The sequence below is a fragment of the Leifsonia aquatica H1aii genome, from assembly GCF_000633535.1.
GTDB lineage: Bacteria > Actinomycetota > Actinomycetes > Actinomycetales > Microbacteriaceae > Leifsonia > Leifsonia aquatica_A.
Genome location: NZ_AYMR01000008.1, coordinates 100,196 through 114,518, shown reverse-complemented (window position 1 = coordinate 114,518; position 14,323 = coordinate 100,196). Strand labels below are relative to the sequence as shown.

General features: G+C 65.3%; 13 protein-coding genes, 2 pseudogenes and 1 other annotated feature. Of the genes and pseudogenes, 9 read left to right on the top strand and 6 right to left on the bottom strand.

Annotated elements, in window-relative coordinates; genetic code table 11:
- Positions 1-5 precede the first annotated feature (5 nt).
- Genes U870_RS23650 through U870_RS0108215 form a run of 4 tightly spaced genes read left to right on the top strand, consistent with a single transcriptional unit; the run spans position 6 to position 4,462 of the window.
- Positions 6-242, top strand: coding sequence for an oligopeptide/dipeptide ABC transporter ATP-binding protein (locus tag U870_RS23650; protein ID WP_081815233.1), 237 nt, complete (start codon positions 6-8; stop codon positions 240-242).
- A complete protein-coding gene (locus U870_RS0108225) occupies positions 232-1,074 on the top strand; it encodes an ABC transporter ATP-binding protein (protein ID WP_025156923.1) in 843 nt (280 codons plus the stop codon). Before U870_RS23650 ends, U870_RS0108225 begins: the two co-directional genes overlap by 11 nt.
- The gene (locus tag U870_RS23085) at positions 1,071-2,843 is read left to right on the top strand and encodes a serine hydrolase domain-containing protein (RefSeq protein ID WP_025156922.1); all 1,773 of its coding nucleotides are present in this window, start codon (positions 1,071-1,073) and stop codon (positions 2,841-2,843) included. The genes U870_RS0108225 and U870_RS23085 overlap by 4 nt, the downstream gene beginning before the upstream one ends.
- Positions 2,840-4,462 (top strand): amidohydrolase, encoded by a 1,623-nt coding sequence (locus tag U870_RS0108215; RefSeq protein ID WP_025156921.1) that lies wholly within the window; start codon positions 2,840-2,842, stop codon positions 4,460-4,462. The genes U870_RS23085 and U870_RS0108215 overlap by 4 nt, the downstream gene beginning before the upstream one ends.
- A gap of 191 nt (positions 4,463-4,653) precedes the next feature.
- Here the strand turns inward: U870_RS0108215 and U870_RS22460 are convergent.
- Positions 4,654-5,963: pseudogene (locus tag U870_RS22460) on the bottom strand (IS3 family transposase).
- Positions 5,505-5,633 (bottom strand) — a sequence feature (AL1L pseudoknot). (Overlaps the previous pseudogene by 129 nt.)
- On the opposite strand from U870_RS22460, the gene U870_RS0108200 reads away from it, so the two are divergent.
- Positions 5,962-6,267: an IS3 family transposase gene (locus tag U870_RS0108200; protein WP_025156920.1), complete on the top strand. Its 306-nt coding sequence runs from the start codon at positions 5,962-5,964 to the stop codon at positions 6,265-6,267. The pseudogene U870_RS22460 and the gene U870_RS0108200 sit on opposite strands and share 2 nt — an antisense overlap.
- A 428-nt stretch (positions 6,268-6,695) precedes the next feature.
- Here U870_RS0108200 and U870_RS23640 read toward each other — a convergent pair.
- Positions 6,696-6,899 (bottom strand): annotated as a pseudogene (locus U870_RS23640) (transposase); the annotation flags it as partial.
- A 203-nt stretch (positions 6,900-7,102) separates the two neighbouring features.
- Here U870_RS23640 and U870_RS24325 point away from each other — a divergent pair.
- Entirely contained in the window at positions 7,103-7,288 is a 186-nt protein-coding gene (locus tag U870_RS24325; RefSeq protein ID WP_162819113.1) for a hypothetical protein, read from the top strand.
- Positions 7,289-7,858: 570 nt separating this feature from the next.
- On the opposite strand, the gene U870_RS24320 is transcribed toward U870_RS24325, so the two are convergent.
- The 4 genes from U870_RS24320 to U870_RS23630 form a co-directional block, all read right to left on the bottom strand.
- The gene (locus U870_RS24320) at positions 7,859-8,284 is read right to left on the bottom strand and encodes a hypothetical protein (protein WP_162819112.1); all 426 of its coding nucleotides are present in this window, start codon (positions 8,282-8,284) and stop codon (positions 7,859-7,861) included.
- A 138-nt stretch (positions 8,285-8,422) separates the two neighbouring features.
- The gene (locus U870_RS23635; protein ID WP_081815230.1) at positions 8,423-9,175 is read right to left on the bottom strand and encodes a ThuA domain-containing protein; all 753 of its coding nucleotides are present in this window, start codon (positions 9,173-9,175) and stop codon (positions 8,423-8,425) included.
- Positions 9,176-9,177: 2 nt separating this feature from the next.
- Entirely contained in the window at positions 9,178-10,158 is a 981-nt protein-coding gene (locus tag U870_RS0108190; RefSeq protein ID WP_162819111.1) for a hydroxyacid dehydrogenase, read from the bottom strand.
- Positions 10,155-11,033, bottom strand: coding sequence for an alpha/beta fold hydrolase (locus U870_RS23630; protein ID WP_081815228.1), 879 nt, complete (start codon positions 11,031-11,033; stop codon positions 10,155-10,157). The genes U870_RS0108190 and U870_RS23630 overlap by 4 nt, the downstream gene beginning before the upstream one ends.
- A gap of 91 nt (positions 11,034-11,124) precedes the next feature.
- Between U870_RS23630 and U870_RS0108185 the strand changes: the two genes are divergently transcribed.
- From U870_RS0108185 to U870_RS0108175, 3 genes are all read left to right on the top strand, one after another.
- Positions 11,125-12,435, top strand: coding sequence for an ABC transporter substrate-binding protein (locus tag U870_RS0108185; protein WP_081815227.1), 1,311 nt, complete (start codon positions 11,125-11,127; stop codon positions 12,433-12,435).
- A 117-nt stretch (positions 12,436-12,552) separates the two neighbouring features.
- Complete coding sequence (locus U870_RS0108180; RefSeq protein WP_043709759.1) at positions 12,553-13,404, top strand: carbohydrate ABC transporter permease; 852 nt, start codon at positions 12,553-12,555, stop codon at positions 13,402-13,404.
- Position 13,405: 1 nt separating this feature from the next.
- Positions 13,406-14,323 carry a carbohydrate ABC transporter permease gene (locus U870_RS0108175; RefSeq protein ID WP_025156916.1) on the top strand — a complete coding sequence of 306 codons (918 nt, stop codon included), beginning with the start codon at positions 13,406-13,408 and terminating at the stop codon, positions 14,321-14,323.

Genomic DNA, 14,323 nt, shown 5'->3' with positions numbered 1-14,323 from the left:
AGGCGCTGCTGCGCTCGCGTCCGGACCCGTCGCGTCGTCGCGCCGAGCTGCCGGCGATCGCGGGCCAGCCTCCCGGACTGGATGTCACGATCACCGGGTGCGTGTTCCGGTCGCGCTGCCCGTTGGCCGTGGACGCGTGCGCCGAGACCCCTCCCTGGACGGCGACCGGCGCCGACACCGGCTTCGCCTGCATCCGCCCCCTCTCCGCCGCCGTCCGGACGGAGGTCTCCGATGTCGCGTGACCTCTCCCTGCGGATCGACAGCCTCGCGAAGACCTTCCGCACCCGCCGGCGCGGCGGCGAGACCGTGCACGCGCTGCGGGGAGTGTCCTTCGAGCTCGTCGCGGGCGACGCCGTCGCCCTGGTCGGCGAGTCCGGATCGGGCAAGTCCACGCTCGCCCGCATCGTCATGGGCCTCGAGACCGCCACCGGCGGGACGGTGCTGCTCGACGGCCTCACGTATCGGCGTGGCCGCGCACAGACAGCAGCGCGCGCCCGGCGGATGCAGATGGTCTTCCAGAACCCGTACTCATCCCTCGACCCGACCCAGACCGTCGGCGCCGCGATCGCGGAGGTGCTGCGCTTCCACCTGTCCCTCGACGCGCGGGAGCGGGACGCCCGGGTGCAGGAGCTCCTGTGCGACGTCGGACTCGACCCGTCCCACGCCGCGAGCAGACCCAACGCGCTCTCCGGAGGGCAACGGCAGCGCGTCGCGATCGCACGCGCGCTCGCGGCCGACCCCGACCTCCTGGTGCTCGACGAAGCGGTCTCGGCGCTGGACGTCTCGGTGCAGGCCCAGATCCTCAACCTCCTCAACGCCATCCGCGCCGAGCGGAACCTCGCCTTCCTCTTCATCACGCACGACCTCGGTGTGGTCAGGCAGGTCTGCGACACCGTGCATGTGATGCGGAACGGGGAGATCGTCGAGAGCGGCGCCGTCGACGCCGTGCTCGACACTCCGCAGCATCCGTACACGCGGATGCTGATGGACGCCGTTCCCGGGCCCGGCTGGGATCCGCATGCCGTCGTCGAGCGGGAGCGTTCCACCGCGCCGGCCGACCGGGCGCCGGCGTGACCGCCGCCACGGCGGAACGACGGGAACTGCTGGAACGGGTCTCCGAGCGCGCCGTCGAGACGCACCGGCAGGAGGCGGCCGTCCCCGGTGTCGTCGTCGGGATCTCCGTCGCCGGCCACCGCACCGTCCAGGGTTTCGGCACGACGAGCGTCGACGACCCGCTCCCGGTCGACGGGCGCACGCTCTTCCAGATCGGCTCGATCTCCAAGACGTTCGTCGCACTGCTCGTCGCTCGTGCCGTGGCGCACGGCGTGCTCCGCCTCGACCAGAGCGTCGCCGAGCTCCTCCCCGGCGCCGGTGTGGACCCGCGGATCACCGTGCTCCACCTGCTGACCCACTCCTCCGGGGTCTCCGGCGACGCGATGATCCGGGACGCGCCGCTGCTCCTCGCCGACCGCGGCGACGACGGCATCGACGTCGCTGTCGCCCGGCTGGCCGGCCGGCCCCTCGACTTCGCACCCGGCTCCGCGTGGTCGTACAGCAACGCGGGCATCATGCTCGCGGCCGCGGTGCTGGAGGCCGTCGACGGTCGGCCGTACGTCGACCAGCTCCAGGAGGACATCGTCCGCCCGCTCGGGATGCGGACGACGTTTACCACCGCCGACGAGGCGATCACCCACCGTGTCGCGGTCCCGCAGGGCGTCGCCGACGGCGCTCCCGTCGTGCTCCGGGACGCAGGCTGGCAGCGCCACTGGCAGCTCCCCGGCTGGGACGTGCCGGGCGGCGGGATCGTCAGCACCGCCGACGACCTGCTCGCCTACGCCGAGCATCTCCTCTCCGGAGCGGAGCCGGCGGCGCTGCTCGATCCGCACCGGACGCGCGACCACCCGGGCGAGTCCTTCGCCCTCACCTGGTACCTGGACGATCACGACGGCCTCCGCGTCGCGTGGCACGACGGACTCACCACCGGGTACTGCGCGCGGCTCCTCCTCGTGCCGTCGGAGGCCACGGCGGTCGTCGTGCTGACCAACGGGACGGAGGGCGAGCGCGTGCACACCGCGGTCGCCGCGGCCGTCGTCTCCGCAATCACCTCCGCCATCGTCGGCGAGACCGCGTCGCCCGTCGGCCTCGACCCGGATGCCGACCCCTCGGGCATCGCCGGCGACTACGACGCCGGTGTCTACGGTGTGCTCCGCCTCACCCCGGCAGGCCGCGGGCGACTGAACGCGATCGCGGTGCCGGATGAGGAGGGGCCGACCGGGCGGTACCAGCTGCCGCCGCCGTCGTACGACCTTCTCGCGGTCCGGACCGACGGCGACCTCCAGGTCGTCGAGCCCGCATCGACGGCGGGAACGGTCATCGGCTGCCGATGGGACCAGCGGGGACGCGTGCAGGCCCTGCGGATCGCCGAACGGCTCGCCCCGCGGATGGTGGCGGCACCGGGCCCGCTCGTCGTCGTGCTGGGAGGCTCCGGCGGCGCGACGACGGCTTTCGGCAGGCTTCTGGCCGAAGGGCTCGGGGTCCCCTTCCTCGACGCGGGCGCGGAGCCGACAGACGAACGTGTCGGGCGCGGCCTCGGGGACGCTCACCGGAGCGGAACGGGCCTCGTCGTTGTCTGCCCGGCGCTCGACCGCGATCGTCGCGACGCTCTCCGCGTCGCCGCTCCGGACACCCTCTTCCTCACCCATGCCCGGTGCGCAGACCTCGACCTACTCGAGGCCGACGAGGCCGGATCCGACCTCCTCCGCCTCCCCGACGCCGAACGCACCGTCGCCCACGCCCTCGAGACGGTGTCCCGGCTCCTCGCCGAAAGGAACCCCACCGCATGACCTCGCCGGAGCGCACACTCGTCATCAACTGCGACCTCCCGCTCGCCGGGTCGCGGCAACTCGCCGCCATCGAGATCGTCGACGGCGTGATCACCGCCGTCACCGCCATGGCCGACGCCCCCGCGCTCGGCGGGTCGGCCGTCGTCGACGCCGGAGGCAACTCGGTCATCCCGGCCTTCACCGACGCCCACGTGCACGTGGTGGAGTCCGGCATCGAGCTGATGCGATGCGACCTGACCGACGCGGTAGACCGCGCGAGCGTCCTCGCCACGATCGCCGACTACGCGATCTCGCATCCCGAGGCCGAGTGGGTCGTTGGCCGGGGCTGGGCTCTCGCCGACTTCCAGGACACGACGATGATGATCGAGCAGCTGGACAGGCTCGTCCCCGACCGACCCGCGTATCTCGCCAACCGCGACGGTCACAGCGCCTGGGTCAACAGCGTCGCTCTCCGGCTGGCAGGCGTCCGACCCGACACGCCCGACCCCGCGGGCGGGCGCATCGAACGGCTCCCGGACGGCCGGCTTGCCGGCCTCCTGCACGAGTCGGCGATGCAACTCGTCTCGGACCTGCTCCCCGCGCTCGACCCCACCGCGCGCCGGGCCGGATTGCTCGCCGGCCAGGAGCGCCTGCTGTCGTTTGGGGTCACCGGGTGGCAGGAGGCGATCGTCGGCGACTTCGTGCCAACGACCGACGTGTTCTCGACCTACCTCGAGGTCGCGGAGTCCGGCGAACTCGTCGGCCGGGCGACCGGCAACCTGTGGCTGCCGCGGACGGGGTTCTCCGACGCTGCGGCCCGATTCGCCGAGCTGCGCGCGCAGGTCCCCGCGGCCTCCCGGTTCCAGGCCACCGGCGCGAAGGTGATGTACGACGGGGTGTGCGAGACGTTCACCGCCGCGACGAGCCGCCCCTACCTCGCCGACACGGAATACCCGACGGGCCTGACCTTCTTCGCCAAGGACGAGTTGCTCCCGGTGTTTGCCGACCTCGACGCCGCCGGCTTCGACATCCACATCCACGCCATCGGCGACCGGGCCGTCGGCGACTCGATCGAGCTCCTGGAGTCGGTGGCCGGTCGCAGCGCCGGCCGCAGCTCCGACCGGCGGCACCAGATCGCGCACCTACAGCTCACGAACCGGGAACTCATTCACCGGATGGCCGCGACCGGCATCATCGCCAACGTCCAGCCGCTCTGGGCGCACGCCGACGAGCAGATGCTCACGGCGACCCTCCCGTTCCTCGACCCCGAGCTGGCCGCGCACCAGTACGAGTTCGCGTCGATGGTCAGGGCCGGCGTCGCTCTCGCGTTCGGGAGCGACTGGCCGGTCTCCACACCGAGCGTGTTCGAGCAACTCCACGTCGCGGTCAACCGCTCGACCCCCGGCGCCCCGCAGCCGCTCCTCCCTGCCGAGAAGCTCACCCGCCCTCAGGCTCTGCTCGCCGCCACCGTGGGAAGCGCCCACGCCTCCCGCCAGGACGGCCGCGGGCGCCTGGCCCCGGGGCTTGAGGGCGACGTCGTGATCCTGGACAGGAACCTCGAGGGCACGCCGGACGCGGCATTGCGGGAGGTGCAGGTGGCGGCGACGCTCGTGGGCGGTCGGGTGATGTTCGAACGGTAAGCCGCCCGAACATCGATCGTCAGTGGGACCCTCAGTCGCGCGGGTTTGCTCTACTGGTCGATTACCGTCGCCAAACAGCTCGCTCTTGACACATCAGGCCTCGTAAGATTCCGGCTAGCTAAATTGGAACACAGACCGAGCGATCGCAAGTGGGCCTAGCTTTCGTTCCTATCGGGTGAATCGCCCCGGGTTTAGTGGAGTGCGAGTTTTCCGGGCAGTGGCTGCTGTCGGGAGGTGTTCTCTCGGTGGTACGCGTGCTCGGCCTCGATGGGGGTGAGGTATCCGATCGCGGAGTGCAGCCGGTTCTCGTTGAACCCGTGCACCCAGGGCAAGGTGGCGAGTTCGAGGTTGTCGGCGCTGCGGAACGGGTCGTCGATCTTAACGCATTCGTTCTTGTAGAGCCCGACCACGGTCTCAGCCAGGGCATTTTTATTCGAGTCCCCAATGGTTCCGATCGAGGCGATCGCGCCGGCATCAGCAAGTCGCTCGGCGTAGCGGATGCCGGCGTATTGAGCTCCGGCATCCGAATGCTGAATGACACCGGTGACGTCCTGCCCGGCGCGATCCCGAATCCAGAGCGCCATCTCGAGAGCGTCCAACGGCAGCTCGGTCGGCATCCGGCCCATCGTGCGCCAGCCCACGATCCGGCGGGAGAACACGTCGGTGACGAACGCGGTGAACGCCATCCCCGACCAGGTCGGAACATAGGTAAAGTCCACCACCCACAGCTCGCCGGGCCGGTCCGCCCGGAAGCAGCGCTGGACACGATCCGGGGGCCGGTAGCGGTCTGATCCGGCCGCGTGGTGACGAACTACTTGCCGCAGCGGATCCCGCGCAGACCCTGCTGACGCATAAGCCGTTTCACAGTGCAGCGGGCGAGGAGAGTTCCCTCGCGGCGCAGCAGCCGCCAGATCTTGCGGGCGCCGCTGATCCCTCGCCCCAGGTTGCGGTCCCAGAAAACCCGCTCGATCTGGATGACCAACTCTGCATCCGAGACCGTCCGGGCCGATGCCGGCCGGGTCTTGAACACCTAATAGCCGGACGAAGCGATCGGCACGACATGCTCGGTGAGCACCCGGCAGATCGGCTCGACTCCGAACCGGTCACGATGATCATCGATAAACTGAACTACCACGGCAGTCGCGGGTCGAGCTCCCGCGCGAAGAACGAGGATGCCGCCAACAGGATCTCGTTCGCCCGCTTCAGCTCCCGCACCTCAACCTCACACGCCCTGATCCGTTACGCGTCACTGGTCGTCGTACCCGGCCGCTCGCCCCGCGTCGATCGCAGCCTGCTTGCACCAGCCCCGCAACGTGTCGGAATTCACCCCGACGCGCTGGCAGATCCGGAGCACCGCCGCGTTCAACGACACCTCCGGATCCTCCTTCCTGGCCTCGGCAACAAGCCGCACCGCCCGCACACGAAGCTCCGGCGGGACTGCTGAGGGTTTAGGTGACTCCTGATCTGTGGCGATTCGTCGCCGCTGGAAGGAGGTCCTCATGCCTAAGCCGTTCCCCAAGGAGTTCCGGGATGACGTGGTCGCGATCGCGTTGCGCCGGGAGTCGTCGTTCGCGCAGATCGCGAAGGACTTCGGGATTTCCGAGTCGTGTGTGCGGCGGTGGGTTAAGATCGCTGAGGTCGACAGTGGTCGCCGCTCCGGTGTGACCTCGAGCGAGGCCGCGGAGAACCGTGAGCTGCGTAAGCGGGTGAAGCTGATCGAGCAGGAGGTCGAGATCCTCCGGCGTGCGGCGGCGTATCTGTCGCAGGCGAACCTGTCTGGCCCAAAAGGCTCTACCCGCTCGTGAGTGAACTCGCCTCCGACGGGATCCCCGTGGCGGTGACGTGTCGGGTGCTGAAGTTCGCGAAACAGCCTTATTACCGGTGGCTACAGGATCCCGTGTATCGGCGAGACTGGGACGACGCGCACCTGACCAATGCGGCGATCGACGTGTATACCGACGACCCGGCGTTCGCTTACCGGTTCATCGCCGACGACTCGCTGCGGCCGGGTTCACCGCTTCGGAGCGGCGGGTGTGGCGGCTGTGTTCGGAGAACGAGATCTTCAGCGCATTCATCCGCAAACGCCGCGGCAAAGGGCGTCTGGTCGGCCCACCGGTGCGCGAAGATCTCGTCCGGCGGGAGTTCACCGCGACCAGCCCTGACCGGCTCTGGCCCACCGACATCTCCGAACACCCGACCGCTTGGATTCCAGCAATCGTCGTAACACCCCTGCCTATGAGGCTTCCAGTAAAGCAGCTATTCGTTCAGCGGGAGTGTCCCAGTCGAGCGATTTTCTGGGGCGATCATTGAGTTCGTCGGCGACGATCGCGAGCTCGTGGAGGGTGTGCCGGGCCAGGTCGGTGCCCTTGGGGAAGTATTGCCGCAGGAGCCCGTTGGTGTTCTCGTTGCTCCCGCGTTGCCAAGGGGAACCGGGATCGGCGATGTCCTTTGTGAGCTCTCCGGCGCGGTGGAAGACCCGTGGACGTGGTGGATCTTGCTGACGTCCCGGGCACAGCGCTCCGGGGGCCGAGCGATGTGGGAATTGCTCCGCGACGGTGACACGCCAGTCGTCGTGCAGGCGGCTGGACGAGCTGCCTGGTCGTGGCGGCAGTAGAACCCAGAACAGAGGGAGGACCTGCAATGAGCGACTGGGACGACGAAACACTCGACGAATGGAGGAGAGCAGCCGCGGCCTTCACGGGGCAACGCCTGAACGCGATGGATCAACGCGGCCTTGGCTCCCAGGGCGAAAGGGCACCCGCCGCGCCAACGCCCGCGCAAGGAAGAACGGACGCACAGCTCGAAGACGCTGACGGCAACGACTAGATCCGCCCAGTGCCCGTGTTCTCGGTGCTGACGGAGCCCGAGTCGTCTGAGGCGGCGCCGAGAAGCGGTCGGTGGGAAGTCGTTACGGAAGCGAGCGGGTACTACTTGGACCTGGACCGTGAACTGCTCCGCCGGGTAAAGGGAACGGTGAAGCCGGCCCTGAAGTTGCCTTCCCGTCGAAGCTCTGCGACCATGACCGAGGCTGGGTGCGACTTCTTCGCATCGTGCAGCTCGAAGTTGGCGAGCCGGCGGTCTTCGATATTGAGTCGCTTGGCCGCCCGGAGGTGCCGTTCACTAGGCGGTCGACGACGTATGTGCTGTCCATTCGGCGGCTTGGTGATGACGAAGGGTTCAGTACGGAGCTCTGAGCCCGGCGCGACGTAGCCGATGTCCGCCTGCGCGACCGGCGGAGCGAACCACGGTGCTACTCCGACATGCGTGACGGACGGGAATATGAGGCTGCATTTTCGAACCTGCGCGGCGATCCGTCGCTGCACTCTGAGAGGACCTCGTTGTGCTCGAATATGATCACGGTCTGATACTTCAACAATGCTCTCGCGGAGAGGCGGCTCACCCGCAGACGGCGTCTCGAGCTGGCGTCAGGCCATCTACGATCTGACCGACGGTGTTGGGCAGTTGAGCGACGGCGTCTGAATGGTTTGGTCCGGTCAGAAGTTTCATTTGTTCGTCGAGTCGGGAGATGGCGCTCTGGACCTGCGATGCTGCCGCACCCCCTGAGAATTCGGACTTCAGTGCGCCTTCGATACCGCTGATCCAGCTTGCCGCTCCCTTGGCGTCTTGATGATTTAGCGACCATGCGCTCAGCGCCTTCAGGTTCGTGATCGTCGAACGTAGATTCAGACAGCTCGTTCCGCCCGACGCGGGTTTTGCCTGCTGGCCCGATGCCGCTGAGCAACCGGCGAGCCCAACGCTCAAGGCGAGAGTGGCCATGGCCGCGATCACTACGTTTCTCGTGGAGCGAGTGAGTTTGCTCATGATTCCCCCAGCCGTCGATGACATGCACGCGGTCCTAAAATTGGTGGCTCAAATGATTGGGAAACGGCACGACCATTTGGTATCCATTCGCAGAAATCAGTAAACGTAGCCGTCTGGCACGGTCTAGTCCATATCCCTCTAGACGCGGCGGTCAGGCCGTCCGCGCCCGAGATATTTCGGGCTCGCTGTATTCTTCGCCTCTGTGGTCCCCGCTATACCGCGCTTCGGCAGAGTGAAGGAGTCCGTGAAGCCTGTCGATCGCACCAGCCACCGCGTGACTTGCCGGAGCAGATCGACATGATCTGACTTGTTGTAGCTGGCGGTGTCGTGCCCCAACGCGTCGTAGACAACGCGAGACCCGGTCGAATGTACTCGATACCAGATCAGCGGGTGATCCGTTTCGCCAAGTCTGTGCGTTGCGATGAGCTTGTTTCCGGGAAGCGTGGCGAGGTTACTGTATGCCTCGTCTGTGGTCACGAAGTCGTCGAGATTGCGGCCCGCACAATCAGCGAGATGCAAGACAACGCGGCCATAAGGTGGGTGATAAGTCGTTCCTCGTACCCACAAACCTCCGAGGATCCCAGGAAACTCGCGAATATGCCGTAGCGAAGTGGACGTGGAGTGCATCGCCAGAATTGGACCTCCCGAGTTCACGTAGGAGAGAAGGCCATCTCTTCCTCTGGCTAGAACTCGCTCATCCGCACCTGTTAGTGGGTTTCCTATGTTCAGCACCAGCAGGTCCGGTCTGATCGACGCGAGGTCGCCCAAAGCTTGGTCGACATCGTCCGCCACACTGGTCCTAAGCCCGAAAGTGCGAAGGATTTCGGAGAGTTTCGCGCTAGTCTCCTCGAACGGATGCCACGGATCTGCGTAGCGCCTCCGACCGGACATGATCAGTGCTGTCGGCACTGGAATGCATTCGCGGAACTAGAAGCGAAGATCGAAATGAGCTGGTCGGCCACATAGTGACCGATTCTACGGATCTCGTTGCCGACCGACCCTGCCATGTGCGGAGTTAGAGTGACGTTGGGCAGTTCCCAGAGGATCGAATCCGGCGGGAGAGGCTCAGCAGGGTCGGTCACATCGAGAACAGCTGAGATGCGTCGGCTCCGCAGCTCATCGGTCAGAGCCTCGGTATCGACCAGCGCTCCACGTGCGGTGTTGATCAGAGTAGCGCCATCTCGGATGAGCCCGAGTTCGTGTCTTCCGATCATTCCTGCTGTCTCGTCCGTAACGGGGGCGTGGAGCGTAACCACGTCGCTGACGGTTAGAAGCGTCGGCAACTCAAGCTTCTGGACACCGAGGCGGGACGCGTCGCAATTACTGAGATACGGGTCACACACGGCAACAGTGAGTTGGAACGGCCGAAGAAGTTCAATGACCATCCGACCAATGCGGGACGCCCCCACGATGCCAACTAGCCCTCCAGCGTTTCCGGCGTTAGGGAACTCCACTTCGCGATCGACGTAGGCGCGCCGTTCACGGTAGAGCCTTTCGGACCGAAAGATCGACTTTCGGGCCAGCAGAATCATCGCCAGCGTGTACTCGGCTACGGGCACCGCGTTGACGTCTGCGGCCAGGCTGACGTCAATGTCGTTCAGAGTGGCGTCTGGTGCAATGGGGGAGATGCCCCCGGCGTGGACAATGTGTTTCAGGTTCGGGAATCGGCTGAGCATCGTGGCGTCGAGCGTTGGCGTGCCCCAGCCAGTTGCCAGTGCTTCCACGGGATACAGGTCGGCGAAATCCTCGAAGCGCTGTGGAGTGATGACGGGACCCAGTCGACGGGCGGGTATGCGGTCGAGTTCGGCGAGTCCGGGTCCGAAAAGGCGTTCCGCAAGCAGGTCGGATCCTAGGACAATTCCATACGTATTCATCCGGTTACCTCGGTCGCGAGTCCGTCCTTGTCTCCGCTTGTTCTCGAGGGATTGTTTTCTAGCCATTCGGTCAACCGATGGACGAATCGTGCGGGGTCTTCGAGATGCAGGTAGTGGCCGTGTCCGGGCCATTGCTCAACCTGCGAACCGAATGGCGATGCGAGAGTGGATTCGAACTCGGCTCCTCGCTCCGAGGAGTGAAGTGCGAGAACGGGTCGGGTCCGTTCGGCGGCGGCGGGTCGAGCGGCCGATTTCAAACCGATCGCGTCGTGATCGACGTACTCAGATCGAAGGTAGGCAGCGATCACGCGGGGGTCTGTGGCCAGAAGGTCAGTGACGATTCGCTCTCGGGCGAGCGCGGGCAAGGCTGGCGTGAACGCTTCGGCGAAGAACTGCCGGATTTCTGAATGACCGAACGCTTCGATTCGAGCTGCCCATTCATTCATCGACAGTGACTCGTCGTCCTCAGCGCCGTAGGCCGGGTCGATGACAATTTCGGAAGTTACGAGATCGGGAGCGCGGAGATGAGCGAGGAGCGTTATCTGAGCTCCCATCGAATGCCCGATCAGCGTGGCCGGACCTGGGCCAGCAGTGAGCTCGTTGACGAGTCGATCTGCAGCTGCGTGAACGGTGTAAGGCCCGCCACTATGTGCACCTGGCGAGCCAGACAGCCGTAGCGCCATTGCGCTCAGGTCTTCGTAGTCAGCTAGAAGATTGACGATCGGCGCCCACGCTTCGGCGGACCCACACCAGCCGTGGACCAGGATGAGTCGGCTCGGCTCTTGCAATGTCACTGTGCTCCCCATTGATATCTCGACAGAGACACTCTGCCGCAATACCGCAAATAGAGCAAGCGCTATCATGAGCCAGATCACTGTTTTCTAGATTGACAAAACACAGCAGAAGTACCTAATGTGATAGCGCTTGCTCTCCGGGCAGGCGAGCACCTTCATCAAAGGAGAGAAGATGGCAACACGCAAGCGCCTGGCAGCCCTGGCTGCTGTAGGCCTGTCACTCGCGCTCACAGCGTGCAGTTCGACTCCGGCGGGCAACCCGACCCCGACGGACCAGAAGGCGGACCTCGTCTTCTGGGGAAAGACCCAGGGACAGGAAGCCCAGGTGGAGCTTTGGAACAAGGAGCACCCCAAGATCAAGGTCACCTATGTGAAGCAGGGCGGCGACGCCGACTTCACCCAGGCGGTCCAGAACGCAGCCAAGGCCGGCAACGCGCCTGACGTGTTCGAGATGCCGCGAGGGAACACGACCTCGTTCCTTGTCGAGGGAGTCACTCGTGACATCTCCCAGTGGTTCAATAACGACGACAAGGCGTTTAACAGGACCGCCTACGATTGGGCGCACATCGGCAAGATCGCCGTTGGCGTCCCGTATGGAACGAACCCGACGTTCAACGCGATCAACACCAAGACGTTCGGCCAGTTCGGGCTCAGCGCCCCGAAGAACTGGGACGAGGCTGTCACCCAGGCCATCACGATGAACACGCAGGCCGGCGTGAAAAGCTTCAACTTCCCCGGTGAGGACCCGTCGTACCTGCGCGACTTCGCCACCCAGGCCGGCGCCGAGTGGTGGTCGTCGAACGGCAAGGCGTGGAAGGTCGGCTTCACCTCCAAGCAGTCGCTGGCAGCAGGCGACCTGGTGCAGAAGATCATCGACAACGACCTCGACTCGAACTACACCTACGTCGAGTGGGACGCGCTCATGCAGTTCTTCAGTTCCGGCAAGCTCTCGCAGTTCACGACGTCGACCTGGCAGCTGCCGGCGTATGAAGCAAACTTCTCTCAGTCGATCGGCGACTGGAAGTTGGCGTCGTACCCGACCTGGGAGCCGGACGGAAAGCTCGTCTCGCCCAGCTACTTCAACGCCTACGGAGTCACAAAGCAGTCCAAGTACCCGGCTCAGGCCGTCGAGTTCGCGAGATGGCTCGCCACCGACCCGCAGGCTGTCCAGCTAATGGCTGACACGGTCAAGGGCTCGGCGACGTTCCCCGTTGTCGCTGACGAGTCCAAGTACATCCCAGCGCTCCTGCCGCAGAAGCTCCTCGGCGACACCAAGAAGGACGCCCCGGCCGTGATCGAGAAAGCCGTCGAGACCAGCCGCTCGATGAAAGACGGTCCGGACCAGTCCGCTGCGATGGAGGAACTCACAACCTGGTGGGCGAAGGCTCTGAACAAGCAGGTCACCATGCGCGAAGTGCTCCAGCACATGCAACAGTGGACTGTGAGCGACCTCAAGTCCAAGAACATCAGCGTCTCCGAGTAAGCCATGACCACTAGCGCCACTGCTCCTCGGCGCGCCGACCCACGCGGCGGGCGGGCGTCCCGTCCGCCGCGTGCGTCATGGCGCGGAGCTCAGAACCGAGCCGGCGCCGCGTTCGCGGTGCCGTTCTTCCTGGGCTTCCTGTTCGTCTTCGTCCTCCCCATCGCCTATGCGATCGTGCAGAGCGTCTTCACCGTCAAGTCCGACGGCGGTCTCGGTCTCGGCGGGTCGACGACGGTCTTCGCAGGCCTGGACAACTACCTACGCGCCCTCCGGGATTCGGCGTTCTGGGCGTCGATGCTTCGCGTCGCGATCTTCGCCGTCATCCAGATCCCGCTCTCTCTCGGGCTCTCGCTCACCGCGGCGCTGCTCCTGGACTCCGTGTCGAGCGAACGGCGCGGAGGGCTGTTCCGTTTCATCCTGCTAGTCCCCTACATGGTCCCCGCGATCGTCGCTTCGCTCATCTGGGTCTATCTCTATAGCCCGAAAGTCGGTCCGTTCACCGCGTTGGGGAACCTGTTCGGGATCGGGGTGGACTTCTTCAGCCCCGGGATGCTGTGGATCTCCATCGGGAACCTGATCGTCTGGATGGTCCTTGGTTTCAACATGCTGATCATCTACAGCTCGCTTCGCGGAATCGACCGTTCCGTGCTGGAAGCCGCCCGCGTCGACGGTGCGGGGGCGTTCCGCATCGCGTGGTCGATCAAGATCCCGAGCATCCGGGGCACGCTCGTCCTCACCGGCCTCATCTCGATCATCGGGATGCTGCAGATCTTCAACGAGCCACTCCTGTTCCGCGGGGCATCTCCGCAGACGGTGACCAAAGACTTCACCCCGATCATGTCGATCTACTTCCAGGCATTCACGAGCAACAACTACAACTACGCAGCTGCGCTGTCCGTCGTTTTGGCAGTGATCATCGGCCTGTGCTCGTTCGTGTTCTACAGGCTCACCAACCGAAAGGCGGCCTGAGATGACGGCCATCGCCGACCGTGTCGACCAGGACCGGACCACGGCACCCCGCACCGAGAACTCCCGTGTTCGCCGGAAGCGGCCTCGTTCGCTCGAGCAGACGCTGACCCTCGTCGGGCTGATCCTCTTCGCGCTCTACTCCGTCGCACCCGTCTGGTGGCTGATCGTCAACTCCACGAAGGACCGGCGCGACCTCTATAACAGCAACGGTCTGTGGTTCGCGAACTTCAACCTCTTCAACAACCTTCAGCAGCTCACCACGTACGAACACGGCGTCTTCTTCCGATGGATCGGCAACACCATCCTCTACGCAGGAGGCGGCGCCGCGATCTGCACCCTCATCTCGATCGCTGCCGGTTACTCGCTCGCCAAGTTCAGCTACCGCGGCCGCGGCGTGGCCCTCGGAGTGGTCATCGGCTCGTTCCTGGTGCCGAGCACCCTGATCACAGTGCCGCTGTTCCTGCTCTTCTCACAGCTCGGGATCGTCGACACGATCTGGGCCGTGTTGATCCCCCTGTTCATCTCGCCCTTCGGCGTGTTCTTGTCGAAGGTCTACGTCGACTCCGCTGTTCCCGATGAACTGCTGGAAGCTGCGCGACTGGACGGCGCCAGCGAGTTCCGCATCTTCACGCGGATCGTGCTCCCGATGATGCGAACCGGGGCCGCCACGGTGTTCATCCTGCTGTTCGTGGGCAACTGGAACAACTTCTTCCTTCCCTTGACAATGCTTCGCGGTTCGGACAAATGGACCCTTGCGGTCGGCCTCTACAGCTGGTTCTCGGACAAGAACGAGTCCTACGTCGACCTGACCGCTCTCACGATCACGGGAGCACTGATCTCGGTCATCCCCCTGGCCATCGTGATGATCGCGATGCAACGGTACTGGCGCGCCGGCGTCACCCTCGGTGCCATAAAATGA

Bases quoted from the DNA above. Each gene is read 5' to 3' on its own strand.
- U870_RS0108215 (WP_025156921.1), top strand. From the start codon at position 2,840: ATGACCTCGCCGGAGCGCACACTCGTCATCAACTGCGACCTCCCGCTC.
- U870_RS24320 (WP_162819112.1), bottom strand. From the start codon at position 8,284: ATGAGCAAACTCACTCGCTCCACGAGAAACGTAGTGATCGCGGCCATG.
- U870_RS24325 (WP_162819113.1), top strand. From the start codon at position 7,103: ATGAGCGACTGGGACGACGAAACACTCGACGAATGGAGGAGAGCAGCC.
- U870_RS0108185 (WP_081815227.1), top strand. From the start codon at position 11,125: ATGGCAACACGCAAGCGCCTGGCAGCCCTGGCTGCTGTAGGCCTGTCA.
- U870_RS0108190 (WP_162819111.1), bottom strand. From the start codon at position 10,158: ATGAATACGTATGGAATTGTCCTAGGATCCGACCTGCTTGCGGAACGC.
- U870_RS0108225 (WP_025156923.1), top strand. From the start codon at position 232: ATGTCGCGTGACCTCTCCCTGCGGATCGACAGCCTCGCGAAGACCTTC.
- U870_RS0108175 (WP_025156916.1), top strand. From the start codon at position 13,406: ATGACGGCCATCGCCGACCGTGTCGACCAGGACCGGACCACGGCACCC.
- U870_RS23635 (WP_081815230.1), bottom strand. From the start codon at position 9,175: ATGTCCGGTCGGAGGCGCTACGCAGATCCGTGGCATCCGTTCGAGGAG.
- U870_RS0108200 (WP_025156920.1), top strand. From the start codon at position 5,962: ATGCCTAAGCCGTTCCCCAAGGAGTTCCGGGATGACGTGGTCGCGATC.